The organism is Mucilaginibacter gossypii (assembly GCF_900100945.1).
In the GTDB taxonomy this organism is placed as follows: domain Bacteria; phylum Bacteroidota; class Bacteroidia; order Sphingobacteriales; family Sphingobacteriaceae; genus Mucilaginibacter; species Mucilaginibacter gossypii.
Genome location: NZ_FNCG01000025.1, coordinates 38,929 through 60,465 on the forward strand (window position 1 = coordinate 38,929; position 21,537 = coordinate 60,465).

The 21,537-nt window shown below is 43.5% G+C and carries 18 protein-coding genes; 7 read left to right on the forward strand and 11 right to left on the reverse strand.

The genetic code is table 11. The annotated features are described in order from the left end of the window. Positions 1-405: 405 nt before the first annotated feature. From BLS28_RS28290 to BLS28_RS28300, 3 genes are all read right to left on the reverse strand, one after another. Complete coding sequence (locus BLS28_RS28290; protein ID WP_090534648.1) at positions 406-1,956, reverse strand: Rne/Rng family ribonuclease; 1,551 nt, start codon at positions 1,954-1,956, stop codon at positions 406-408. A 310-nt stretch (positions 1,957-2,266) separates the two neighbouring features. Beyond that, positions 2,267-3,121 carry a tetratricopeptide repeat protein gene (locus tag BLS28_RS28295; RefSeq protein ID WP_091175691.1) on the reverse strand — a complete coding sequence of 285 codons (855 nt, stop codon included), beginning with the start codon at positions 3,119-3,121 and terminating at the stop codon, positions 2,267-2,269. 12 nt (positions 3,122-3,133) lie between these two features. Continuing rightward, the gene (locus BLS28_RS28300; protein WP_090534644.1) at positions 3,134-3,430 is read right to left on the reverse strand and encodes an HU family DNA-binding protein; all 297 of its coding nucleotides are present in this window, start codon (positions 3,428-3,430) and stop codon (positions 3,134-3,136) included. 485 nt (positions 3,431-3,915) lie between these two features. Between BLS28_RS28300 and mutY the strand changes: the two genes are divergently transcribed. Together mutY and BLS28_RS28310 are read left to right on the forward strand one after the other, a co-directional pair. Then, on the forward strand, positions 3,916-4,962 hold the full coding sequence (gene mutY / locus BLS28_RS28305) for an A/G-specific adenine glycosylase (RefSeq protein WP_091175694.1): 1,047 nt from the start codon (positions 3,916-3,918) through the stop codon (positions 4,960-4,962). A gap of 24 nt (positions 4,963-4,986) precedes the next feature. Further along, on the forward strand, positions 4,987-5,397 hold the full coding sequence (locus BLS28_RS28310; protein WP_091175697.1) for a single-stranded DNA-binding protein: 411 nt from the start codon (positions 4,987-4,989) through the stop codon (positions 5,395-5,397). Between the two features lie 90 nt (positions 5,398-5,487). Here the strand turns inward: BLS28_RS28310 and BLS28_RS28315 are convergent, their stop codons facing one another. Both BLS28_RS28315 and BLS28_RS28320 read right to left on the reverse strand, forming a co-directional pair. Further along, positions 5,488-5,982, reverse strand: coding sequence for a hypothetical protein (locus BLS28_RS28315; RefSeq protein WP_143020900.1), 495 nt, complete (start codon positions 5,980-5,982; stop codon positions 5,488-5,490). A gap of 111 nt (positions 5,983-6,093) precedes the next feature. After that, positions 6,094-8,277, reverse strand: a complete 2,184-nt coding sequence (locus tag BLS28_RS28320) for a S9 family peptidase (protein ID WP_431199527.1) — start codon at positions 8,275-8,277, stop codon at positions 6,094-6,096. Between the two features lie 108 nt (positions 8,278-8,385). Between BLS28_RS28320 and BLS28_RS28325 the strand changes: the two genes are divergently transcribed. Further along, entirely contained in the window at positions 8,386-9,918 is a 1,533-nt protein-coding gene (locus BLS28_RS28325) for a serine hydrolase (RefSeq protein ID WP_091175707.1), read from the forward strand. Between the two features lie 248 nt (positions 9,919-10,166). Here the strand turns inward: BLS28_RS28325 and BLS28_RS28330 are convergent, their stop codons facing one another. Then, positions 10,167-11,537: an NHL repeat-containing protein gene (locus BLS28_RS28330; RefSeq protein WP_091175710.1), complete on the reverse strand. Its 1,371-nt coding sequence runs from the start codon at positions 11,535-11,537 to the stop codon at positions 10,167-10,169. Positions 11,538-11,760: 223 nt separating this feature from the next. Here BLS28_RS28330 and BLS28_RS28335 point away from each other — a divergent pair, with 223 nt between their 5' ends. Continuing rightward, positions 11,761-12,225 (forward strand): DUF4920 domain-containing protein, encoded by a 465-nt coding sequence (locus tag BLS28_RS28335; RefSeq protein WP_091175713.1) that lies wholly within the window; start codon positions 11,761-11,763, stop codon positions 12,223-12,225. Positions 12,226-12,248: 23 nt separating this feature from the next. On the opposite strand, the gene BLS28_RS28340 is transcribed toward BLS28_RS28335, so the two are convergent. Together BLS28_RS28340 and carB are read right to left on the reverse strand one after the other, a co-directional pair. Beyond that, positions 12,249-12,896 carry a hypothetical protein gene (locus BLS28_RS28340; protein ID WP_091175715.1) on the reverse strand — a complete coding sequence of 216 codons (648 nt, stop codon included), beginning with the start codon at positions 12,894-12,896 and terminating at the stop codon, positions 12,249-12,251. 99 nt (positions 12,897-12,995) lie between these two features. Then, positions 12,996-15,812, reverse strand: a complete 2,817-nt coding sequence (carB, locus tag BLS28_RS28345; protein ID WP_091175718.1) for a carbamoyl-phosphate synthase large subunit — start codon at positions 15,810-15,812, stop codon at positions 12,996-12,998. 331 nt (positions 15,813-16,143) lie between these two features. On the opposite strand from carB, the gene BLS28_RS28350 reads away from it, so the two are divergent. Next, the gene (locus BLS28_RS28350; RefSeq protein WP_091175720.1) at positions 16,144-16,671 is read left to right on the forward strand and encodes a hypothetical protein; all 528 of its coding nucleotides are present in this window, start codon (positions 16,144-16,146) and stop codon (positions 16,669-16,671) included. A 2-nt stretch (positions 16,672-16,673) separates the two neighbouring features. Here BLS28_RS28350 and BLS28_RS28355 read toward each other — a convergent pair whose 3' ends face one another. The 3 genes from BLS28_RS28355 to panC form a co-directional block, all read right to left on the reverse strand. Beyond that, a complete protein-coding gene (locus BLS28_RS28355) occupies positions 16,674-17,645 on the reverse strand; it encodes an energy transducer TonB (RefSeq protein WP_091175723.1) in 972 nt (323 codons plus the stop codon). 25 nt (positions 17,646-17,670) lie between these two features. Next, entirely contained in the window at positions 17,671-18,021 is a 351-nt protein-coding gene (gene panD / locus BLS28_RS28360) for an aspartate 1-decarboxylase (RefSeq protein WP_090534618.1), read from the reverse strand. A 128-nt stretch (positions 18,022-18,149) separates the two neighbouring features. Continuing rightward, the gene (gene panC / locus BLS28_RS28365; protein WP_256337568.1) at positions 18,150-19,007 is read right to left on the reverse strand and encodes a pantoate--beta-alanine ligase; all 858 of its coding nucleotides are present in this window, start codon (positions 19,005-19,007) and stop codon (positions 18,150-18,152) included. 126 nt (positions 19,008-19,133) lie between these two features. Between panC and BLS28_RS28370 the strand changes: the two genes are divergently transcribed. Together BLS28_RS28370 and BLS28_RS28375 are read left to right on the forward strand one after the other, a co-directional pair. Beyond that, the gene (locus BLS28_RS28370) at positions 19,134-19,958 is read left to right on the forward strand and encodes a glycogen/starch synthase (RefSeq protein WP_091175730.1); all 825 of its coding nucleotides are present in this window, start codon (positions 19,134-19,136) and stop codon (positions 19,956-19,958) included. Positions 19,959-19,973: 15 nt separating this feature from the next. Continuing rightward, complete coding sequence (locus BLS28_RS28375; protein WP_091175733.1) at positions 19,974-21,377, forward strand: DUF4270 domain-containing protein; 1,404 nt, start codon at positions 19,974-19,976, stop codon at positions 21,375-21,377. The last annotated feature ends 160 nt before the right edge of the window (positions 21,378-21,537 follow it).

Sequence of the window (21,537 nt, forward strand, 5' to 3'; positions counted from 1 at the left end):
AAAGACGGACCTATATAATGATACTGCCGGACGGATACTGAAAAAAGGACTAATACCTGATAGTCGTTATGATACCGGCTGCACAAAGCTGTGACGCCACCAATTGAGTTTGGTTATGTGATAATTGATCATTGATGGGCAAGATATGATTAAAGACTGGCAATAGCAAGGTTTGTTATTTATTCCAAATGCAAACCAACATAAGGCTGACGTCGTCTCTGCTTCCATAAGGCTATTGCACCTGATGCATATGCCGAACACAGCGACGGCCACGACAGGTAACACTGTTTTGAATTGGATTTAAGACACCCTAAAAACCAAAAAGAGCAGGTGCTCATCCAACACCTGCTCTTTTTAAAGATCTTTAATTTTGTGCCATTTTCAAACAGTTGCACTTCTGAATTTTTACAGTTTGATTTCTTCGTCTTTTGATGAGAAGAAATGGAATTCCGTGATCTGATACGATGGGTTACTTTTAACCTTTATCCATTGGCCATATTTGATAAACCACTTCATTTGGCGGTTATAGATGCCCTTTTTAATAAAAGCCTCAATATATGGGTGTACGCACAGGGTTATTCCTTTTTCGTTTTGCTCTGTAAGGATATAATTGAAATTGTTCTCAATATCATCCATCAGCAAAATGGTTGGCCTAATAGTCCCTGTACCATTACAGGTAGGGCAAACCTCGCTGGTAACGATGTTCATTTCGGGCCTTACACGCTGACGGGTGATCTGCACTAAACCAAATTTGCTCGGAGGCAAAATGGTGTGCTTGGCACGGTCGTACTGCATTTCGGCACGCAGAAAATCAAAAAGCTCTTTACGGTTTTGCGGTTTGTGCATGTCGATAAAATCGATTACCACAATGCCGCCCATATCGCGCAGGCGTAACTGCCTTGCAATTTCTTTAGCTGCTTCTTTGTTTACCTGGTAAGCGTTCTCTTCCTGGTTTTCTTTGCTGGCCGTACGGTTACCGCTGTTTACGTCAATGACGTGCAGGGCTTCGGTATGCTCAATTACCAGGTAAGCGCCGCCGGCAAGGTTAACTGTTTTACCAAATGCGCCTTTAATCTGCTTTTCGATACCGAAATGGTCAAATATAGGCTCCTTATGCTTGTGCATGCGGACTATACTCTCCATATCGGGCGAGATTTCATGAATGTATGACCGAATTTCTTCGAACATACTATTGTCATTGGTATAAATGTGCTGAAAATCGGGGTTCAAAATATCCCTGAGGATAGTTGATGTGCGCCCTATTTCGCCCAATACCTTTTTTGAAGGCTCAACAGAAGGAAGCTTGGTAATAAACTGTTCCCATTTCGAGATCAGGTCAAGCAAATCTTTCTGCAGCTCATCAACCCCTTTACCTTCGGAAACTGTACGGATGATAACGCCAAAATGCTTTGGCTTAATGCTTTCAACTACTTTACGAAGACGTGTGCGCTCGGTATTGCTTTTTATCTTTTTCGAAATAGAAATTGCTTCCGAAAAGGGTACTAAAACAACATACCGCCCTGCTATCGACAGGTCGGAACTTAAACGCGGCCCCTTAGTTGATATGGGTTCTTTAGCTATCTGTACCGGGATAAGCTGATTTTTGGTTAATATCTCGGAGATTTTTCCTCCCTTATTGATATCGGCCTCAAGCTTAAACCCATCCAGTAGCTTTGACTGATATCCCCCGCTACGTACTTGCTTGGTTAGTTTAAGCAGGCTTTGTACCTGCGGACCAAGATCAAGATAATGCAAAAAGGCATCCTTCTCATAGCCAACGTCAACAAAGGCGGCATTTAGGCTGGGCATGATCTTTTTGATACGGCCCAGGTAAATATCGCCAACTGTATAGTTGTTGCTTACCTGTTCTTTGTGAAGCTCTACGAGTTGTTTATCCTGTAATAATGCAATGGTAGCCCCGTTGGGGGATGAATCGATAATTAATTCCTTTATCAATTGCTACTCCATTTCTTATAACGGTAAAAACCGTGTGTTAATAAGTGGGTAAAAAACACTAATAAATAAAAAGTACCCACCCCGGTTTGGGGCAGGTAAAATCATTAATGTTTAGTCTTAAGTCGTTGGTCGAAAGTTTAAAGTCAGAAAAAAAGACTTTGTACTTAAGACTAAGAACTATCGACTTAACATAAATGCTTATTTCTTTTTATGTCTGTTTTTTCTTAAACGTTTTTTACGTTTGTGGGTAGCCATTTTGTGTCTTTTACGTTTTTTACCGCTCGGCATAATAATAATTTTAAAATGTGTGTTAGTTATTTAATTCCTTAATATATCCATCAATGCGCTGACTGAAAACAGGGTCAGGCATCATTTCTTTGCATTTCTGGTAAGCGTCAATAGCTTCCTTTTTCATGCCTAATTGCTTATAGCTTTCGGCTAAATAGAAAGTAGGTTCCAGTTCCTGCTTTTGCGCAAGCAGTGTTTTAAACCTGCTTACCGCTTTTTCATACTGACCCGATTTCATGGCGAACATACCTAAGTTAAGGTTAGCGTTCCAATTTTTCGGGTCTTTTTTAACAACCTCAAGCAACAGCGCTATACCCTGCATAGGGCCTGCTGCGCCATTAACGTAAGCTATGCCCAACCCGGTTTTACCTTCAAGGTTTTCGGGTTGTAATTTCAAAGCATTTTGAAATGCTTCGGCAGCATCATTCACAAACGCAGGTTGAAATAAAGTATCCTGTGTAAGTTTATATGCATCATTAAAACGGTTACCTGCATTTATCCAGTCTTGTACCTTGTTTTCTTTACGGGCTAATGCCTGGTAATAAAACGCTGCAGGTGCGGGCTGGTTAACATCATCCCAGTGCTTGGCAAGCTGCGCTTGCAAAACCGGTGCATCTGCGTCTGATGCTTTTTTTAACTGGGCTTCAAGGTCATTGATCTTAGCCGCCAATGCATCCCCAATAGCTGCTTTGGCAGGGGCCGACACCATATCAACGGTAACATTAGCTGCCGGTTTAGCAGCGCCCGCTGAGGCGGCCATGGCCGGTTTGCCGTTTTTATCGTCTTTTGGTTTTACTAAACCTTTTACGGGCAACCAATACAAATAGCCCATAATAACAACTACGGCTGCACTAACGACTATTTGTTTTTTATTCATGATGGCGTATAATTATTTTTTGCTGGTTTTGTTACCTGACTTTACTTTCTCAACAAAAGTTTTGGCCGGTTTAAAGCTTGGCACAAAGTGCTCAGGGATAATGATGGCAGTATTTTTTGAAATGTTACGTGCTGTTTTCTTAGCTCTTTTTTTAACCACAAAGCTACCGAACCCTCTTACATATACGTTTTCGCCGCCAACCATTGAGCTTTTAACAACTTTGAAAAACGCCTCAACAGTTTCCTGCACGTCTACTTTCTCTATACCTGTTTTTGATGAGATTTCAGTTATAATTTCTGCCTTAGTCATATCTTATTTACTTAATTTAATTTTATAAATACTTAACTGTTTTGGGGTTGCAAAAGTATCGCTTTATCCGTTAACAGCGAAATATTTATCCGTTTTTTTTTGCCAGGGGCGTAAAACCTACATTTTCGTTACAATTTTGAGTATGAGAGGCTTATAAATTACTGGTTAAACATCAATTTGCCGGTGTAAAGAAGTGTGAAAAAAAGTGTGAAAATCGATCAATCCAACTGGTAGTAAAGGGCTTGTAATTTCACAGGTTAGTTGCCAATATTTATCTCTGATTTTTAAATATCAACTCCCCGACCTCCTGGCTTTCCTCCTGGTTTCTGAATCTTGATTTCATATCTCCAAACCCTCCTCCCTCTTGTTGGTTCTTGATTGCCTGCCTCATGATTCCCCCTCTATGCCTCCTGCCCTCCTCTCTTGATTCCTGATTCTTACCTTCTTGTTTCCTGCCTTCTTGTTTCTTAATTACTTTTACAACAATGAATTTTACCGACGAAGTTGTACAATGGTACTTAAACAACAAACGAAACCTGCCCTGGCGCAATACTACCGATCCTTATGTGATCTGGCTATCTGAGATCATATTGCAGCAAACCCGGGTTGAACAGGGCATGCCATATTTTTATCGTTTCCTGGAAAAATATCCTGATGTAAGCAGCTTTGCCGCTGCTCATGAAGATGAGATCCTGAAGCTGTGGCAGGGACTGGGTTACTACTCAAGGGGGCGCAACATGCTTAAAACAGCCCGGTTGGTACAGGAGCTCCATAACGGACGTTTCCCGGATAGCTATAATGAACTGATAAAACTAAAAGGTATTGGCGAATACACAGCCGCCGCTATCGCTTCGTTTGCAGCTAATGAAGCCAAAGCCGTGGTCGACGGTAACGTTTATCGTGTACTGGCGCGATACCTGGGTATCTATGAGCTTATCAACTCAACCGGGGGTAAAAAAACATTTCAACAAGCTGCCGACGATTTTCTTAATAAGAAAATGCCGGGACTGCATAATCAGGCCATGATGGAGTTTGGTGCCATGCTGTGCAAACCTAAAAATCCGGCCTGTGGTATTTGCCCTGTCCGCCTGGGTTGCGTGGCCTTTAACACCAACACTGTTGCCGCTCTCCCGGTGAAATTAAAAACTGTAAAAGTACGTGAGCGCTTTTTTAATTATTTCCTGGTAACCAACGGCGATACCATTTTGATGAACAAAAGGGGCGATAAAGACATCTGGGCTAATATGTTTGATTTACCTATGGTTGAAACAGATACGCTTTTAAGCCTTGAAGAATTATTAAAACAACCCGAAGTTTTAGCTGTTTTTGGTGATGGTATTGAAGCTACTGAAATCTCGCCGGTTCATAAACATATCCTTACTCATCAGCGGCTTTTTGTAAGACTGATAAAAATTAAAAACCAGCCACTCAAAACGCACGAAAACTGGGTTAAAATTAACGTTCATAACCTGCCTGAGTTAGCTTTACCAAAAATCATTTTTATATTATTAAAAAATATTTTTAATTTGTAAAATAATTTTACGTTAATTTATGGCATGTCTGGAATAAACAAAGTAATACTCGTTGGCCACTTAGGCAAAGACCCTGAAGTACGGAATTTAGAAGGTGGCGTATCTGTTACGAGTTTCCCTTTAGCTACTTCCGAAACTTTTAACAAAGATGGCCGCAAGGTTGAACAAACCGAATGGCATAATATTGTAATGTGGCGCGGACTGGCAGAAGTAGCGGCCAGGTTTCTTTCAAAAGGGAAACTGGTTTACATTGAGGGCAAACTCCGCACCCGCTCATTTGAGGATAAGGAAGGTATAAAAAAATACACTACCGAAATTGTGGCCGAAAACTTCACTATGCTTGGCCGAAAAAGTGATTTTGAAACCGAGCCGTTAAAATCACCCGCAAAAAACGGGGATTCGTTTATAGATCATTTAAATGCCGAAGATTATTAAATTACCGATACTTACTAAAACATCCCAAAGAAAAAATGCCGATAACACTTGTCACTGGCATTTTTTATATCCCGGAAAATTGCAAAACGGTTATTGCTTAAAATAGTTCACACCCTGCGGCGCGGTACAATCGTCGGCCGGTCCGCATATATATGTCAACGTAAGTACATTCCCTCCGGCATTTAAAACCATAGTGTAGTTGGCCGTTACCGCAATGACATTGCTAACCGCCGCCAGTTCGGAAACCGGACCAAAAGCATTGTTTTTGTTTTGATAATCGGTTATATCATACAAGGTTAACACCGAATTCTGGATCTTATACTTTCCAACCCTTTTTGACGCTGTTCCGATAAGCTTTTCGGAAACCGAGTCGATACTGGTCACCGTGCCTTCAAATGTGTGGTCGGTTTTAAAATCGTATTCGTATTGTACCCACTGTTTTGAAAAGGCAGCAGGAACAATCCATTTTCCGGATATTTTTAGCTCACTATTGGTTACCCTCTCTTTGTGACAGCCCCAAAAAGCTGTTACTAAAACAATGGCTAATAAGCCTACCACTTTGGCAGGATTCGTAATTTGTTTCATATCAATGATTACGCTTAAAAAAAGCATAATGATACAGCAGCATATTCTTTTCCCAGCAAACGCAAAAGCCCTCATATAATGGAATATATGAGGGCTTTGCCTGTTAATATTCTATCTTCCTCCCGGAGGGCATTTAGCTTTCAGATACTGTGTAAATAACGTGCGCAAATGCTGTGTTGTACCTTCGCCTTCCGATATCGAATGCGTACGGTTAGGGTATGACATCAGCTGGAACTGCCTGTTGTATTTCACCAGTTCATCAATCAGCAGCTCGGCATTTTTGTAATGCACATTATCATCGCCCGTGCCATGAATGTAAAGCAGGTTGCCTTTCAAATTCTTAGCATAAGTAACCGGCGAACCTTTGATAAACACTGCACGGCCTGCATCATCGGTTGGTACGCCCATATAGCGCTCCTGGTAAATGTTATCATAAGTAAGCTGGTTGCCTACTGCCGCTACCGCTATCCCTGTTTTATAAATATCTCCATACTGGAACATCAGGTTAAGAGTTGATGAACCGCCGCCGCTCCAGCCGTGCACTGCTATACGGGATGAATCGACAAATGGCCATTTAATGATCTCTTTGGCAGCCATAGCCTGATCGCGGATATTGATGATCCCTATGTTCTTGTAAATAGCCTTGCGCCAGGCTGTACCTTTAGGGGCGGGGGCGCCACGGCCTTCAACCGACATGTAAATATAACCGTCATCGGCCATACTGCCTTCATACAGCCTATTACGACCTGTTCCCCAGGTATCCGTTACGGTTTGTCCGGCCGGTTCGCCATAAACGGTAAACAGTACCGGGTATTTTTTATTGGGGTCGAAATTGGTTGGCTTTACCATCCAGCCGTCCATTTCAATGCCATCAACAGTTTTTACTTTGAAAAACTCGGGTTTATTTTTAGCGTTTTTATCAACGGTTATTACAGTACCGCCGATATGCTTGTGAGCTGGCAAACTGATCACCTCGCTTTGCGGGTGGGTATAGCTGTTGCTGAAATTATGCAGCGCAACCTTACCGTTGGGCGAAATATCATAGCTATGCGTGCCCGGTTCATCAGCAGGCGAAACACGCTCGGCTGTGCCGCCGCTTAATTTTATTTTGTAAAGATATTTCTGTGTAGCATTATCCGGCGAAGCGATGAAGTATACATAACCCAAAGCTTCGTCGATCATGTCGATGCCGATCACATCATAATTGCCTTTGGTGATCAGGCTTTCTTTGCCTTCACGGGTTATTTTATACAAATGGCGCCAGCCATCCTTTTCGCTCAGCCATAAAAAACTTTTGCCTTTTTCAATCCAGCCCCAGCCTACCGGGTCGCCCCCGGCTACACGTGCTTTAACATCAATCCATGAATCATTATGCTCTTCGCGGATTACACGGGTTGTGCCGTTTGACACGTTGCCTATAAACACGCGGCTTTCATTTTGCGCACGATTTAGTTGTTCAAGAATAACTTCGTTTGAGTTATCGGCCCATTCCATATTAGGGATGTAATGCTGCACAGCATCGCCGGGCACATTGATCCAGGTAGTTGTACCGGTAGCGGTGTTAACAACGCCCACTTTACATGAGCTTGGATCTTCGCCCGCAACAGGGTACTCAACCGGCACAACATAGGGATAAACCGAATCGGTAGTGTTCAGCATCAAATAGGTTTTGATCTTGCTGGCGTCTATTTGCCAGTAGGCTATCGATTTACTATCCGGCGACCAGCGGAAACCATCGCGGCAGCCAAACTCTTCCTCATAAGCCCAGTCAAAAGTACCGTTGATAAGCGTTTGGGTACCATCGGTAGTTAATTGTTTTACCGAACCATCGGCCAAATCTTCCATGTAAATGTTATGCCCGCTTACGTAAGCAGCTTTACTGCCATCTGGCGAAAATTTGGCGAACATCAGTGATGATGCCGGCCGGTTTTTACCCAACTGCCAAAGCTTTTTGGTATTAGAATCATACACCCAGTAATCGCCTCGGGTATCATAACGCCATACTTTTTTGGTATTGGTATTAATGAGTACTTTTTTGTTATCATCGCTCACCGTAAACCTTTTAACACTGATAGGCGCTTTGCCTGCTGGTGTCAATTCTTCTTTGGTAATAAAAACAGTTTTTTTGGAAGTATCGCGGGCATCAATCATGATAATCTGCCCGCCGGTTATGCGGTAATACTGATAGCCGTCTTTTGTCCAGTTAACGGCGGCCCGTTGCGCCCGGGCCGTATTTTGCAGTAAGATTAACAATAGCGCAGTAAGGAAAAATAATCCCGAACGGTAAAATTTCATATACATTTAGTTTGAATTAATAGAGCGGCGTTATTTTTATTTATTAAATAACGTCACTGTAAATTTTGCGTTAAATTAGCACAATAAAGAACTCTAAAGCCCTCTGTAATGAAAAAAATACCTCTATTGCTCGCTGCCTGCATGTTATTTTTCACATCGGTAAACGCCCAGCGGGCCGACAGGAGCAAATTCATTAAAGACAGTTTAGATCTATATATCAGCAAGGCCTTAACCAACTGGCGCGTGCCGGGCATAGCTGTTTGTATTGTGAAAGATAACAAGGTTGTGCTGATGAAAGGTTATGGCATTAAAGAGCTTGGCCTCATGAACAAAGTTGATGAAAATACCTTGTTCATGATAGGCAGCAATACCAAAGCTTTCACGGCAACAGCGCTTGCCATGCTGGAGGCAAACAAAAAACTGTCATTAGATGACAAGGTAACCAAATACATACCTGAATTTAAACTGGAAGACAAAAACGCAAGCGACCAGGTAATAGTGCGAGATCTCCTTTGCCACCGCCTCGGCTTCCGAACCTTCCAGGGCGATTTTACTTTTTACAATACCAACCTTACACGCCAGGAGGTAATTCAGCGTTTGGGCAAGCTTAAAGCTACTTATCCGTTCCGTACACGCTGGGGATATACCAACGCGGCATTTTTAACGGCCGGCGAGATCATTCCGAAGGTTACCAACGGGCACTCATGGGAAGCTTACTTAAAGGAAGCCATTTTTGCACCACTGGGTATGGGCAATACTTTGGCCCTAAGCAAGGATTTGCCAACATCCTTAAACCGCACGGTGCCGCATACTATTGTCGACGGCAGGCTTACGCCAATCCCTTATTGCCAGATAGATGGGATCGCACCTGCGGGATCTATCAGCTCGTCTGTAAATGACATGAGCAAATGGGCACTTGCTTTACTGAACGATGGTAAGGTTGGGCAGCGTCAGGTAATCCCTTCCGCAGCCATTCAGGCAACACGTGTCCCGCAGGATATCGTGAGTAGTGTTCATCATATGAACGGCGAAAATAACTTTGAGCTTTATGGCTTAGGCTGGTTTATCCAGGATTACTCGGGCCACAGGCTGGTGATGCATGATGGCGGGGTTAACGGCTATTTGTCGTCAGTAACGCTTTCGCCGCAGGATAACCTGGGCATCATCATATTAACCAATACCGATCAGAACCAGTTGTTTGAGGCCCTGCGCTGGGATATTTTAGATGCTTATTTCAAACAACCCTTCCGCAATTACAGCGAAGGTTATTTAAAACAATACAAAGCCAATATCGCAACCGAACAGGCTGAAGATAAAAAGCTGAGGGATTCTGTCCTGTTAAACCCCAAACCAATGTTGTTGCCAAACAAATACATTGGCAAGTACAGCAACGATTTTTATGGCAGCATGGAGGTTACCCAGGGCGAGGGCAACAACCTCGAAATGCGCTTTGAGCATCACCCTAAAATGTATGCCTTGCTAAAACCACTTGGCGGTAACCGCTTTTATGTAACTTTTTCTGACCCTACACTGGGGAAAGCTGTATTTCCGTTCATGGTACAAAACGGCGAGGTTACGGGAGTACGCGTAAAAGTGGCTGATTTTGTAGAGCGGGGTGCGTATGATTTTAAGAAGAATTAAAGCAGGGTTAAATACGATAAAGGTGAGTTAACAAAAGCGTGGGATTGTGCGGTTCCCCTCTTGAGAGGGGCGAAGGGGTGTGTCTCTGCTTTGATAAGCTAATTACATAAACACACCCCTGCTAACGCTCTCCCCTTCGCGTTCCCTCTCAAGAGGGGATTTGAAAATTTAAAAATCTCACATAAAAAAGCGGGATAATTTTTCCCGAAAGAAAAACTATCCCGCTGAAAATATTTAAACAATTAAGCTTATTGCAGCACAATCTTACGAATTCGGTTGTTATAATAGTCGGCTACGTAAACATTGTTGCCGACATCAACGGTAACACCCTGCGGCGAATTAAAAATCCCTGCAGTGCCCACACCTTCTGCAAAACCGCTTGTTCCGTTACCGGCAATTACTTTTAACACTTTATCCTTGGTAATCTCCAGGATCCTGCCATTCTGATCGGCTATGAACAGGTTCCCGCTTTTATCAAACGCAATGGCCGACGGACTCCCGACAATCCCGGTTTGTTTATTACCGCCAACAAAAGTAGTAACAACACCCGCCGGGGTTATTTTACGAATGGCATGATTAAGCGTTTCGGCTACATATATATTATTATTGGCATCAATAGCTATGCCGTTGGGCTTATTGAAAGTAGCGCTGGTTGCGGTTGCATTATCCAGGTAGCTCGCACCCCTGCTGCCTGCAAATGTGGTAACAACACCCGCCGGGGTTATTTTGCGGATCAGGTTATTGCCCATATCGGCCACAAAAATATTTCCGGAGCCATCAATTGCTAACCCACGCGGACTGTTAAACGTTGCTTTCGTTCCTGTACCATCGGCATATCCGGCATCGCCGCTGCCTGCAAAAGTGCTTACCACACCTGCCGGGGTAATTTTGCGGATATTATTATTACCATAATCGGCTACATAAATATTGCCTGTTGCATCCGTAACCAAACTTTGCGGAGCATAAAACTGCGCGGCGGCTATAGGGCCGTCAACATAGCCAATGCTACCATTGCCGGAAAGTGTAGTGACATCTCCTGCTGCAGTAACTTTGCGTATGGCACTGTTAAATGAATCGGCTACATAAATATTGCCGTCGGCACCCACGGTTATCCCCTGCGGACTGTTGAAAAGAGCGGCGCCGCCCAAACCGTCAACAAAGTCGGCCGCCGTATTGCCCGCCAATGTGCTAACTGTTCCTCCTGTTGATGTTGTACCTTCGCCGGTGGTAAACTGCACCACTTTACCGTAGCCTGTACCCGCGCTGTTTACAGCATATGCGCGTGCATAATAAGTCGTTTTAGGGCTTAAGCCGGTAAGCTTTGTAGTATAAGCGTACAAAATTACCGTATCGGTGGTTTTCTTATCGGCAGTGGTAGGAGTTTGATTGGTAGCGCTGTAACAGATACCGTAGCTGCTCAGGCTCACGTCAGTCGATCCATTAAATAAACCGCCTGTATAGGCTATGGTTCCACTTTCGGGAGTCACCACATCCATTGTGGTTAAATCAGGCACGGTTACGGGTGTAACGTTTCCTTTTTTACCACAGCTTGTGCCGGCCAAAGCAACGGCAAATAAAAACGCGGCAAATAAAATTGTTTTGGTAAAGCTCTTTTTCACGAGTTAGTTTAAAAGTTATATGTAGTAAGTAAGCAAAATTAACTTATCAATACGTAGCAAATTACTTTAAAGTAACATTTTAACAAATATTAACATACTTATTACTTACCAAAAGGTTCCACCGCCCTGCAAACACAAATAAAACCAGTTAACTACTGCCACACGGGGGCAAAATCATCAAAATCCGGCAACATTTTTGGTGTATACCTGTTATTAATTTACTATGAAACTAATAACGCTGTTCATATCCCTTTTGATAGCCAATACAGCTATTGCGCAAAAACATGTACCACTACCCCACGGAATGATATTTGGCGAAAAGCCCGACACGATAGCTTTAATGCCCGCCTCCAAACTGGAAGCTTTTATGGGAAAAAAAACACGGGTCACCACGGCCATCAGTGGCAGGGTTATTAAAGTAATCAAAGAAAAAGGCGGCTCGTTTGAAATGGATGCGGGTAACAACCGGGTCATAACTGCCCATTTTACCAATGCAGGGATAAACCTTCCCAGGCAGTTGGCGGGCCGTACGGTAATCATTTCAGGAATAGCTGCTAAACAATTCATTGCCGATGACCTGCAGCATATGGCCGGCGATACGGTTAGCGGCAAAAAGCAGCATAAGGTAAATGCCAACCCTGGCCGAAAGGTTAGCTTTGAAGTAAAAGGATTAATGATAGATAAATAAAGCTATTCAAGCCGGGTAAATATCTACCCGTTTGTTACTATGAGCTGCCTTAATTTTTCAGAAACCTCGTTTTTGTTTACTGCAGATGCTTCGCGTTTGCATTTCATATAATGTTCGCGGGCAATTTTTTCGGCCAGGTCGCCGATGGTTTTTACATGCATCTCTTTGCCAAAACGGCCTGCAAGTTTTAAACCAATCCCGGCTATTACCATACCGGCAATACCTATGGCCAGGTAATAAAAGGCCAGAACAAAGCTAACCACCAATATCATGGAAAAAAGGTTAACTATCCACTGCTTGGGCTGAAGCAAACGGATCTGGAAACCCATCTCTTCTTCAATAGCGGCCACAGCCTCAATACGGCTATCGCGCGGAAAAAGATCAGCGAGTTTGGTTTGGGGCTTTATGATATCCTTATCATACCCCGATGATGTATTGATGGCATTACGGAGTTTGTAAAACGCCTGCTGCGTGGTACAGCCATCATTTGTTTTTTTTACCTTTTCAACAACAACGTCGCAAAGTTTACCAAAGTTTTGCACATCGTTTACCGATGTATCGTTCAAACTGATGTTAAATGATTTTTCAATTTTCACTAAAACATCATCCATATCTTCAGGATCAACACTCTTCAGGCTGATTTCCTGACCATTAGCCGTATTAACTTTCAATCTATAGCAACTAAATACAACAATAGTGAACCTGCAATTAGGGTTGCAGGTTCACGTTATTAGCAATTAAACTACAAAGGCTGCAATTTAATGTTTTAATTATTTACTCAAATACATTGATTTCTCTTTGTACAGATGCCTGAAGTATGGGTCCTGCAGGTTAGGGATAAAGCGGATAGCCTCACCTGTTGATTTCATTTCAGGGCCGAGCTCCTTGGTAACTTCAGGGAACTTATCAAACGAGAACACCGGTTCTTTAATGGCATACCCCCAAAGCTTGCGTTCGATGGTAAAGTCGCTCAGCTTATTGGCTTCAAGCATAACCTTTGTGGCTATGTTGATATATGGCACATCGTAAGCCTTGGCGATGAAAGGCACCGTACGCGAAGCACGCGGGTTGGCCTCAATCACATACACCTTATCATCCTTAACCGCGAACTGTATGTTAAGCAAACCGCGTACGTTAAGCGCTTTAGCTATCTTTTTGGTATATTCTTCTATCTGGTGAATTACATTATCCGACAGATCGAACGGAGGCAGTACAGCGTATGAGTCGCCTGAGTGGATACCGGCAGGCTCGATGTGCTCCATCATACCAATGATGTGTACATCCTCACCATCGCTGATCGAATCAGATTCGGCCTCGGCGGCACGGTCAAGGAAGTGGTCGATCAGTACACGGTTACCGGGCAGGTTGCGCAGCAGGCTTACTACCGCTTTTTCCAGGTCTTCATCATTGATCACAATGCTCATACCCTGGCCGCCTAATACGTAGCTTGGGCGTACAAGTACCGGGTAACCAACCTTGTGGGCAACTTCAAGTGCTTCTTCAGCGCTTTCAGCTACTCCATATTTTGGATATGGAATGTCAAGGTGTTTCAAAAGGTCAGAGAACCGGCCGCGATCTTCCGCGATGTCCATATCATTGAATGATGTGCCAATGATCCGGATGCCGTGCTCGTGCATTTTTTCGGCCATTTTAAGGGCTGTTTGGCCACCCAACTGAACAATTACACCATACGGCTTTTCAAGCTCGATGATCTCGCGTACATGCTCCCAGTAAACCGGCTCAAAGTACAGCTTATCGGCCATGTTAAAGTCGGTTGATACGGTTTCAGGGTTACAGTTAACCATGATGGCTTCAAAACCTGCTTCTTTAGCGGCGAGTAAGCCATGCACACAGCTGTAATCGAACTCGATACCCTGGCCTATACGGTTAGGGCCCGAGCCCAACACGATGATCTTTTTCTTGTCAGATGCTACCGATTCGTTTTCGCCTTCATAGCTTGAATAATAGTATGGAGTTTTAGCAGGGAACTCGGCGGCGCAGGTATCAACCATTTTGTAAACGCGGTGCATCCCTAAAGCCTTACGGCGCTGGTACACATCTTCCTCGGTTACGTTACCCAAAATGTGGGCGATTTGTACGTCTGAGAACCCTTTTTGTTTCAGGGTATACAGGAACTCTTCAGGAACATTGTTCAGTGAGTAGCGGCGAAGTTCTGTTTCAAGGTTAACCAGGTCCTGGATCTGGTTCAGGAACCAGCGGTCGATTTTGGTTGCTTTACGTACCGACTCGATAGGCACGCCAAGGCTCAACGCATCATAAATATGGAACAATCTGTCCCAGCTTGGGTGCTCCAGGCTGGCCATGATCTCTTCGAGGTTACGGCTCTGGCGACCGTCGGCACCTAAGCCGGCACGACCGATCTCCAAACTTTGACAGGCTTTTTGTAAAGCCTCGGTAAAGCTGCGGCCGATACCCATAACTTCACCTACCGATTTCATCTGCAGGCCAAGTTCTTTGTTAGCGCCTTTGAACTTATCAAAGTTCCAGCGAGGTATTTTAACGATCACGTAATCCAAAGTTGGCTCAAAGTAAGCCGAGGTTGTTTTGGTGATCTGGTTTTCAATTTCGTCGAGGTTATAACCTATAGCAAGCTTTGCAGCAATTTTAGCGATAGGGTAACCGGTAGCTTTTGAAGCAAGAGCCGATGAACGGGATACACGCGGGTTGATCTCAATAGCGATGATCGCTTCGTCAGCAGGGTTTACCGAGAACTGAACGTTACAACCACCGGCAAAGTTACCAATGGCACGCATCATTTTGATAGCCTGGTTACGCATTTCCTGGTAGCAACGATCGCTGAGGGTCATGGCAGGGGCTACAGTGATCGAGTCGCCGGTGTGGATACCCATCGGATCAAAGTTCTCGATAGAGCAGATAATGATTACGTTATCGTTGCTATCGCGCAGCAACTCCAATTCGTATTCTTTCCAGCCTAACACAGCCTGCTCAACCAATACCTCATGGGTTGGTGAAGCCTGTAAGCCACGGTTAAGGGCGGCATCAAAATCTTCCTTTCTGTGAACAAAACCTGCACCTTTACCACCCAGTGTGTAGCTTGGGCGAATAACCAGCGGGAAGCCAATTTCCTGCGCGCCTTCTTTACCTTCAAGGAAAGAGTTGGCGATTTTTGATTTGGCAACCCCTACGCCGATATCAACCATCAGCTGGCGGAACGCCTCGCGGTTTTCGGTTTTTTCGATGGCAGCAATATCTACACCGATAACCTTAACGCCATACTTTTCCCATATGCCGCGTTCAGACGCTTCGATACAAAGATTCAACGCGGTTTGACCGCCCATGGTAGGCAGCACAGCGTCTATCTGCTGTTCGGTTAAAATTTTCTCAATGCTTTCGCAAGTGAGCGGCAGAAGATAAACATGGTCGCTGATAACTTTATCCGTCATGATAGTTGCCGGATTGCTGTTAATAATAGAAACGGAGATGCCTTCTTCTTTTAGCGAGAGAGCGGCTTGTGAACCGGAATAATCAAATTCGCAAGCCTGGCCGATAATGATTGGGCCGGAGCCAATGATCAGAACGGATTTGATGGAGGTGTCTTTGGGCATAGGGCTTTTTTTAAGTCAAAAGTTCTAAGTCAAAAGTCAAAGGCATTTAAGCCTTTAAACGGTTTTTCCTATGCGCTGAAAGCCAAGAAATCCCGACTTCAGCGTCGGGGTGCAAAGATAGAGTTTTAACAAACACCATTCATGTTTTTTTTCACATTTAATATTACAGCAATAACACCCGGCATTTTTTAAGTTTCGGGGCACATTTTCTTAAAACAATAGGCTCACTATTTCCGTAAAATCTCACTATATTTACTTGCAGACCGGCCTGTAATTTCCAATTGAACCTGTAATTGCGTGAAACCGCAAATACTTTTTATATTTAAGAACTATGATAAAGAAGCCTGTTTTTATATTGCTTGCGGCTATTTTATTTTTTGGCAGCTGCGCCATGCTGCAATCAGTTGTTAAATCAACATTTCCATATACTGCAACCATGGTTATTCCGGCGTCGGCCAAAGTTGATGAGGCGCAAACTGCAATAAGCACGGGTAACAGCTTTGACCAGGATTTTACTAAAGATGGCAATAATGCCAGCAGGATAAGCGAGGTACGCATCATATCAGCCAAACTGCAGTCGAGCGACCCATCAGATTATAACATTGGCAATATAGCGTCATTAAGGATATACATGGCTAAAAACGATGGCAGTGAAGAGGTGATGGTGGCTATACGTAAAGATATAAGCCCCAATGCCGGCAACAGCATAGTACTTGACATTGACAACTCTCACTTTTTAGACGAACTGGTGCGCCAGCCAAGCGTGCGCATCCGGATGGTTTACCGCCTGCGTAAAGCGACGGCAACTGATGCCAGCCTGAAAGTATCATTAGGAATTGGATCGTACCCGGCTAATTAAGCTTACCTGCCTATCGCAAAAGAAACCGGCACGCTGTATCTAACCCTAACCGGAACGCCAAATTGTGTTCCCGGAACCCATTTTGGCGAGTTATTGAGCACCCGCACAGCTTCATCATCAATAATGGGAGCAACAGATTTACTCACTTTAATATCTGTTAATGTTCCATCCTTTTCTACAACGAAAGAAAGTACCACAGTACCTTCAATACCCTTACGAAGGGCATCATCGGGATATTTGATATTATTTGATAAAAACCTGCCGAACCGCTCAAGTCCGCCTTTAAATTGCGGAGGCACCCCACGAGATTTCAGGTAAGTATTAACTTTTCCCTCTTTAGTTGTCGCTGTGCCTGATATCAACCCCCCGTTATCATAAATTTCGGTAAAAGTAGTTTTGAAGTCTTGAAAATCACCTTTCCACTGTCCATCGCGTTTACCGCCTTTTACAGGTCCTTCTTCTTCAACATAACCAAATTTGTTATCGTAACCTTTAAAGTAGCCATTACCTTCAGAAACCTGGTCGTTTCCCAACGAATCTTTATTGGCTATGATGAGGTAATTGCCAGACCTGTCGGCTGTACGGTCTTTATTATCTTCGGGATACGAAAACTGCGCGTATAACCTGCCATTGGGATAAAATTCCATATCCTCACCTGCCTTTACCCCGTTTTTATAGCTGATAACCGATTGCTTTTTGCCATTAGCATAGTAAGTAACACATTGCCCTTCAAATTGCGGCGGGTTAATCTTGCTCGATTTGCCAATAAGTTTTTGAGTTCCGTTAGCATAAAATTCAAAAACATTATACAGCGTTGAAGCCGAGTCTGGCTCACGCACCACACGGATATAGTCGGCGCTATCACGTATACCAACATACTTACCGTTATTTTTTATAAAGTAAACGTTTTGGCGCTGGGCATAGGCCCCGGTTGTAATAAGAAGAAAAAGGGTGATTGTAAAAAGCGGTTTCATAAATTGCGGCTTAGGCGCCGCTAATTTACTTAATCAATTTATTATCTGAATCGGGAAATATCAAAATTGGCTCATAATTCCGGGCTTCTTCAACCTCCATGTAGGCGTATGACATAATGATCACGATATCGCCAACCTGTGCCAGGCGGGCAGTAGCGCCGTTAAGGCATACAGTGCCTGTTCCGCGTTCGCCTTTGATAACATAGGTTTCAAAGCGGGCGCCGTTATTATTGTTCACTATCTGAACCTTTTCGTTGGGGATGATATTTGCAGCCTCAATCAGGTCTTCATCAATAGTGATACTGCCCACGTAATTCAACTCCGCCTGCGTTACCTTAACCCGGTGAATTTTGGACTTTAATATTTCAATTATCATGGCGCAAAGTTAGGAATAAATTTAGTCGATAGTCCATAGTCGATAGTCCATAGATTGTAAAAGATTTTCCATCGGCCGGATAACCAGTCTACTGAAGCGTCCCTGGACTATCGACTATGGGCTATCGACTAAGAAATCAACACATTATCAATCAATCTTGTTTTACCTACGCGTGCTGCAACAAGGGCAACAATAGTTTCGGATGCGGGGGTGGCATGATGCAGTGTTTTGCCATCGGCTATTTCAAAATACTCCAGCTCAACGCCGGGTTCGTTGCTGATCATTTGACCTGCCTGCTGCTGCAGGGTGTCAATTTTGTTAATATCGAAGTTTTCCTTAACCCAGTTAAGTGCTTTGGAGAGAATGAGCGAGTGTTCTCTGTCATACGGGGTTAGGTGGATGTTCCTTGAGCTCATGGCCAGGCCATCAGGTTCACGCTCAATCGGGCACATCACCAGCTTAACGGGCATCTTCAGCACCTCAACCATTTTATTAATCACCATAAACTGCTGATAATCCTTCTGCCCAAAAAAAGCGATATCGGGCTTTACAATATTGAACAGCTTATTTACTACCTGAGTAACCCCCTGATAATGCCCTGGTCTGAATTTTCCTTCCAGCAGGTATTCCAGATCGCCCATGTCAAAATGCCATTTTTCATTATCAGCATACATCTCGGTAACCTGCGGATTAAACAAAATATCGCAGTTAACTTCCTCAAGGCGGCGGATATCGTCAGTAATGGGGCGAGGGTATTTTTCAAGGTCCTTGGGGTCATTAAACTGGGTGGGGTTTACAAAAATGCTGCAAACAACCTGGGTGCTTTGCTGCTTTGCCAGTTCAATTAAACCCAGGTGCCCTTTATGCAATGCGCCCATGGTTGGTACAAAGCCAATTACTTTTACCGGCTTACGGTTAAAATAATCGGTTATCTCGTTTTTAGTGCTGAATATTTTCAACGTAATAGGTGTTACAAAATTTGGCAAAGGTGTACAATTGATTAAAAATAACCAAAAGTTACTTGCATAATTCGTTGGCAGTTTATATAATAATAGTTATATTTGCAAACTCAAATTTTTTGACTTCTTTACATTTTAAATACTGATTTAGTGATGGGTAAATCTAAGCTTTTGTTTATAACTCATGAAATGTCCCCTTTCCTTGAACTCACAAAAATTGCTGAAATAACACGCCAACTTCCGCAGGCCATGCAGGAGAAAGGTTACGAGATCCGTATCCTTATGCCGCGTTTCGGCAATATCAATGAGCGCAGGAACAGGCTTCATGAAGTGATCAGGTTGTCGGGTATGAATATTATTATCGACGATAATGATAACCCGCTGATCATCAAAGTAGCATCTATCCCGGCGGCGCGTATGCAGGTGTATTTTTTGGATAATGAAGAATATTTTCAGCGTAAGCATGTTTTTGCAGACAAGGAAGGTAAATTTTACGCCGACAATGACGAGCGTATGATCTTCTTTTGCAAAGGTGCATTAGAAACTGTTAAAAAATTAGGCTGGGCGCCGGATGTGATCCATTGCCATGGCTGGATGAGCGCGCTTGTGCCTGCTTATCTGAAAACAACCTACAAAGACGACCCTACATTTAAGCACTCAAAAATCATTTACTCTATTTATGAAAATGATTTTAAAGAGCAGTTGCACAATGACTTTGCTACAAAAGCCATCATGAGCAATATGAATGAGCAGCATGTGGAGCCGTACAAAGGCGGCACCAATTCGGCGCTGTATGCCGGTGCAATCCACTACTCAGACGGTATTGTTTTGGGCAGCCCCGATATTGATGCAGATGTGTTAAATAATGTTAAAAACAGCAATAAATCGGTTTTAGAATTTGATTCTACCGCAGATTTCGAAAATTATTACAATTTTTACGACGAAATTACCAACGACGAATTGGTGGATGTTGCATAAGACTTAATATTATATATGAAATTTTTCCGATTAGACTTATTGACCCTGTTAATAAGTCTTTTTATTTTGAACAGTTGTAAACGCCAGGATGGTATTGGTTTGGGCGTCAATGATCAAAACGAGATCAATGGCAACCTGATAGTTGATACCAACATCGTTATTAACACTGTTGTTGATGATACCGCGGCTACCTCGGGTCAAACCCGGACACCGCTTGCCAACTTTACCGACCCGGTATTCGGCACAACAAAAAGTATTGTTGCTTTAGGTGTTAACCTGCCTAACGGCGCCGCTTACACTGTTCCTGCAGGCACCCTGACAATTGACTCGGCTGTACTTGTGCTTAGATATTCGGACGGTTTTTATGGCGATTCGCTGGCTTCACGCTATAAAATAAACGTGTACCAGCTTCAACAAAAGGTAGAAAGCAAAACCTACTATAGTAATAATCACTGGGATGCCGACCTGGGCACTTTGCTTGGTTCTAAGACCTTCACAGCCCGTACGCACGATAGTATCACCATAGCACGCATCCGTACTGACACATTAGATACCGTTCAGCGCGTAGCACCTCAGTTACGTGTGCCGCTTAGTAAAGCCTTTATCTATAATAACCTGTTTAATGCGAGTGGTGCTGTACTTGCATCACCAACAACTTTTCAAAGTACTGTAAAAGGCCTTTACCTTTCGTTAGACAAGGCACAGGCCAGTGATGCCGGCGGTATTATCCAGCTTAATCTGGCCTCATCGCAAATTGATGTATTTTATAAAGTTGTTACTGCTGCTACCAGTACTACAAGCAGTACTATTGATACAGCATCGGTAACCCTGCCGTTCTTTAACCGTGCTGCCGAAATTACGCATACCTACAGTACTACTATCCAGGCAGCACTGAATAATACAACAACATCGCAAAATACGGTTTACCTTCAGGGGCTTGCAGGTTTAAGGGCTAAGCTTAGTTTCCCGGGCCTTGACAAGCTTGTTGACTCATCGATAGTATTAAACCGTGCCGAAATTGTGATAACACCACGTGCCGGTTCAGGTGTACCTTATGCGCCTTTACCTAAGCTTACCATGTACAAGCTGGATATAGCCAAACAACGGGCACTAATACAGGATGCCTCGGCAAGTGACCCGCGTTCGCAAACAAGTTTATTTGGCGGCCGTTATGATCGTACCAAAAAAGAATACCACTTCCTGGTTACAGCTTTTGTACAGGATCTGATCCGTAAAAAAACTGTTGATTACGGCACTTATATTGCCCCGGTTGATACCACCCTTGTTAACACTACAACAGGTATTGACGTGGCGCCGTCAACACAAACGGCAGCCCGCACGGTAATAGTGGGGAGCGATAAGTCAACCCCGGGTTACAGCATCCGCATGAACATCATTTACACCAAAGTCCGCAAGTAAGATATCTCTCAATAAACAAAAGAATCCCCGCTTAGGGGATTTTTTTGTTTAAGACAAACACACTTCTTAAAATACTTTTTTAAGTATTTCAAAACTTCCTCATTTTCGAAAAAAATCAAAATAATTATTGCGGATATGTGTTATATAGCTGTTTATTTTG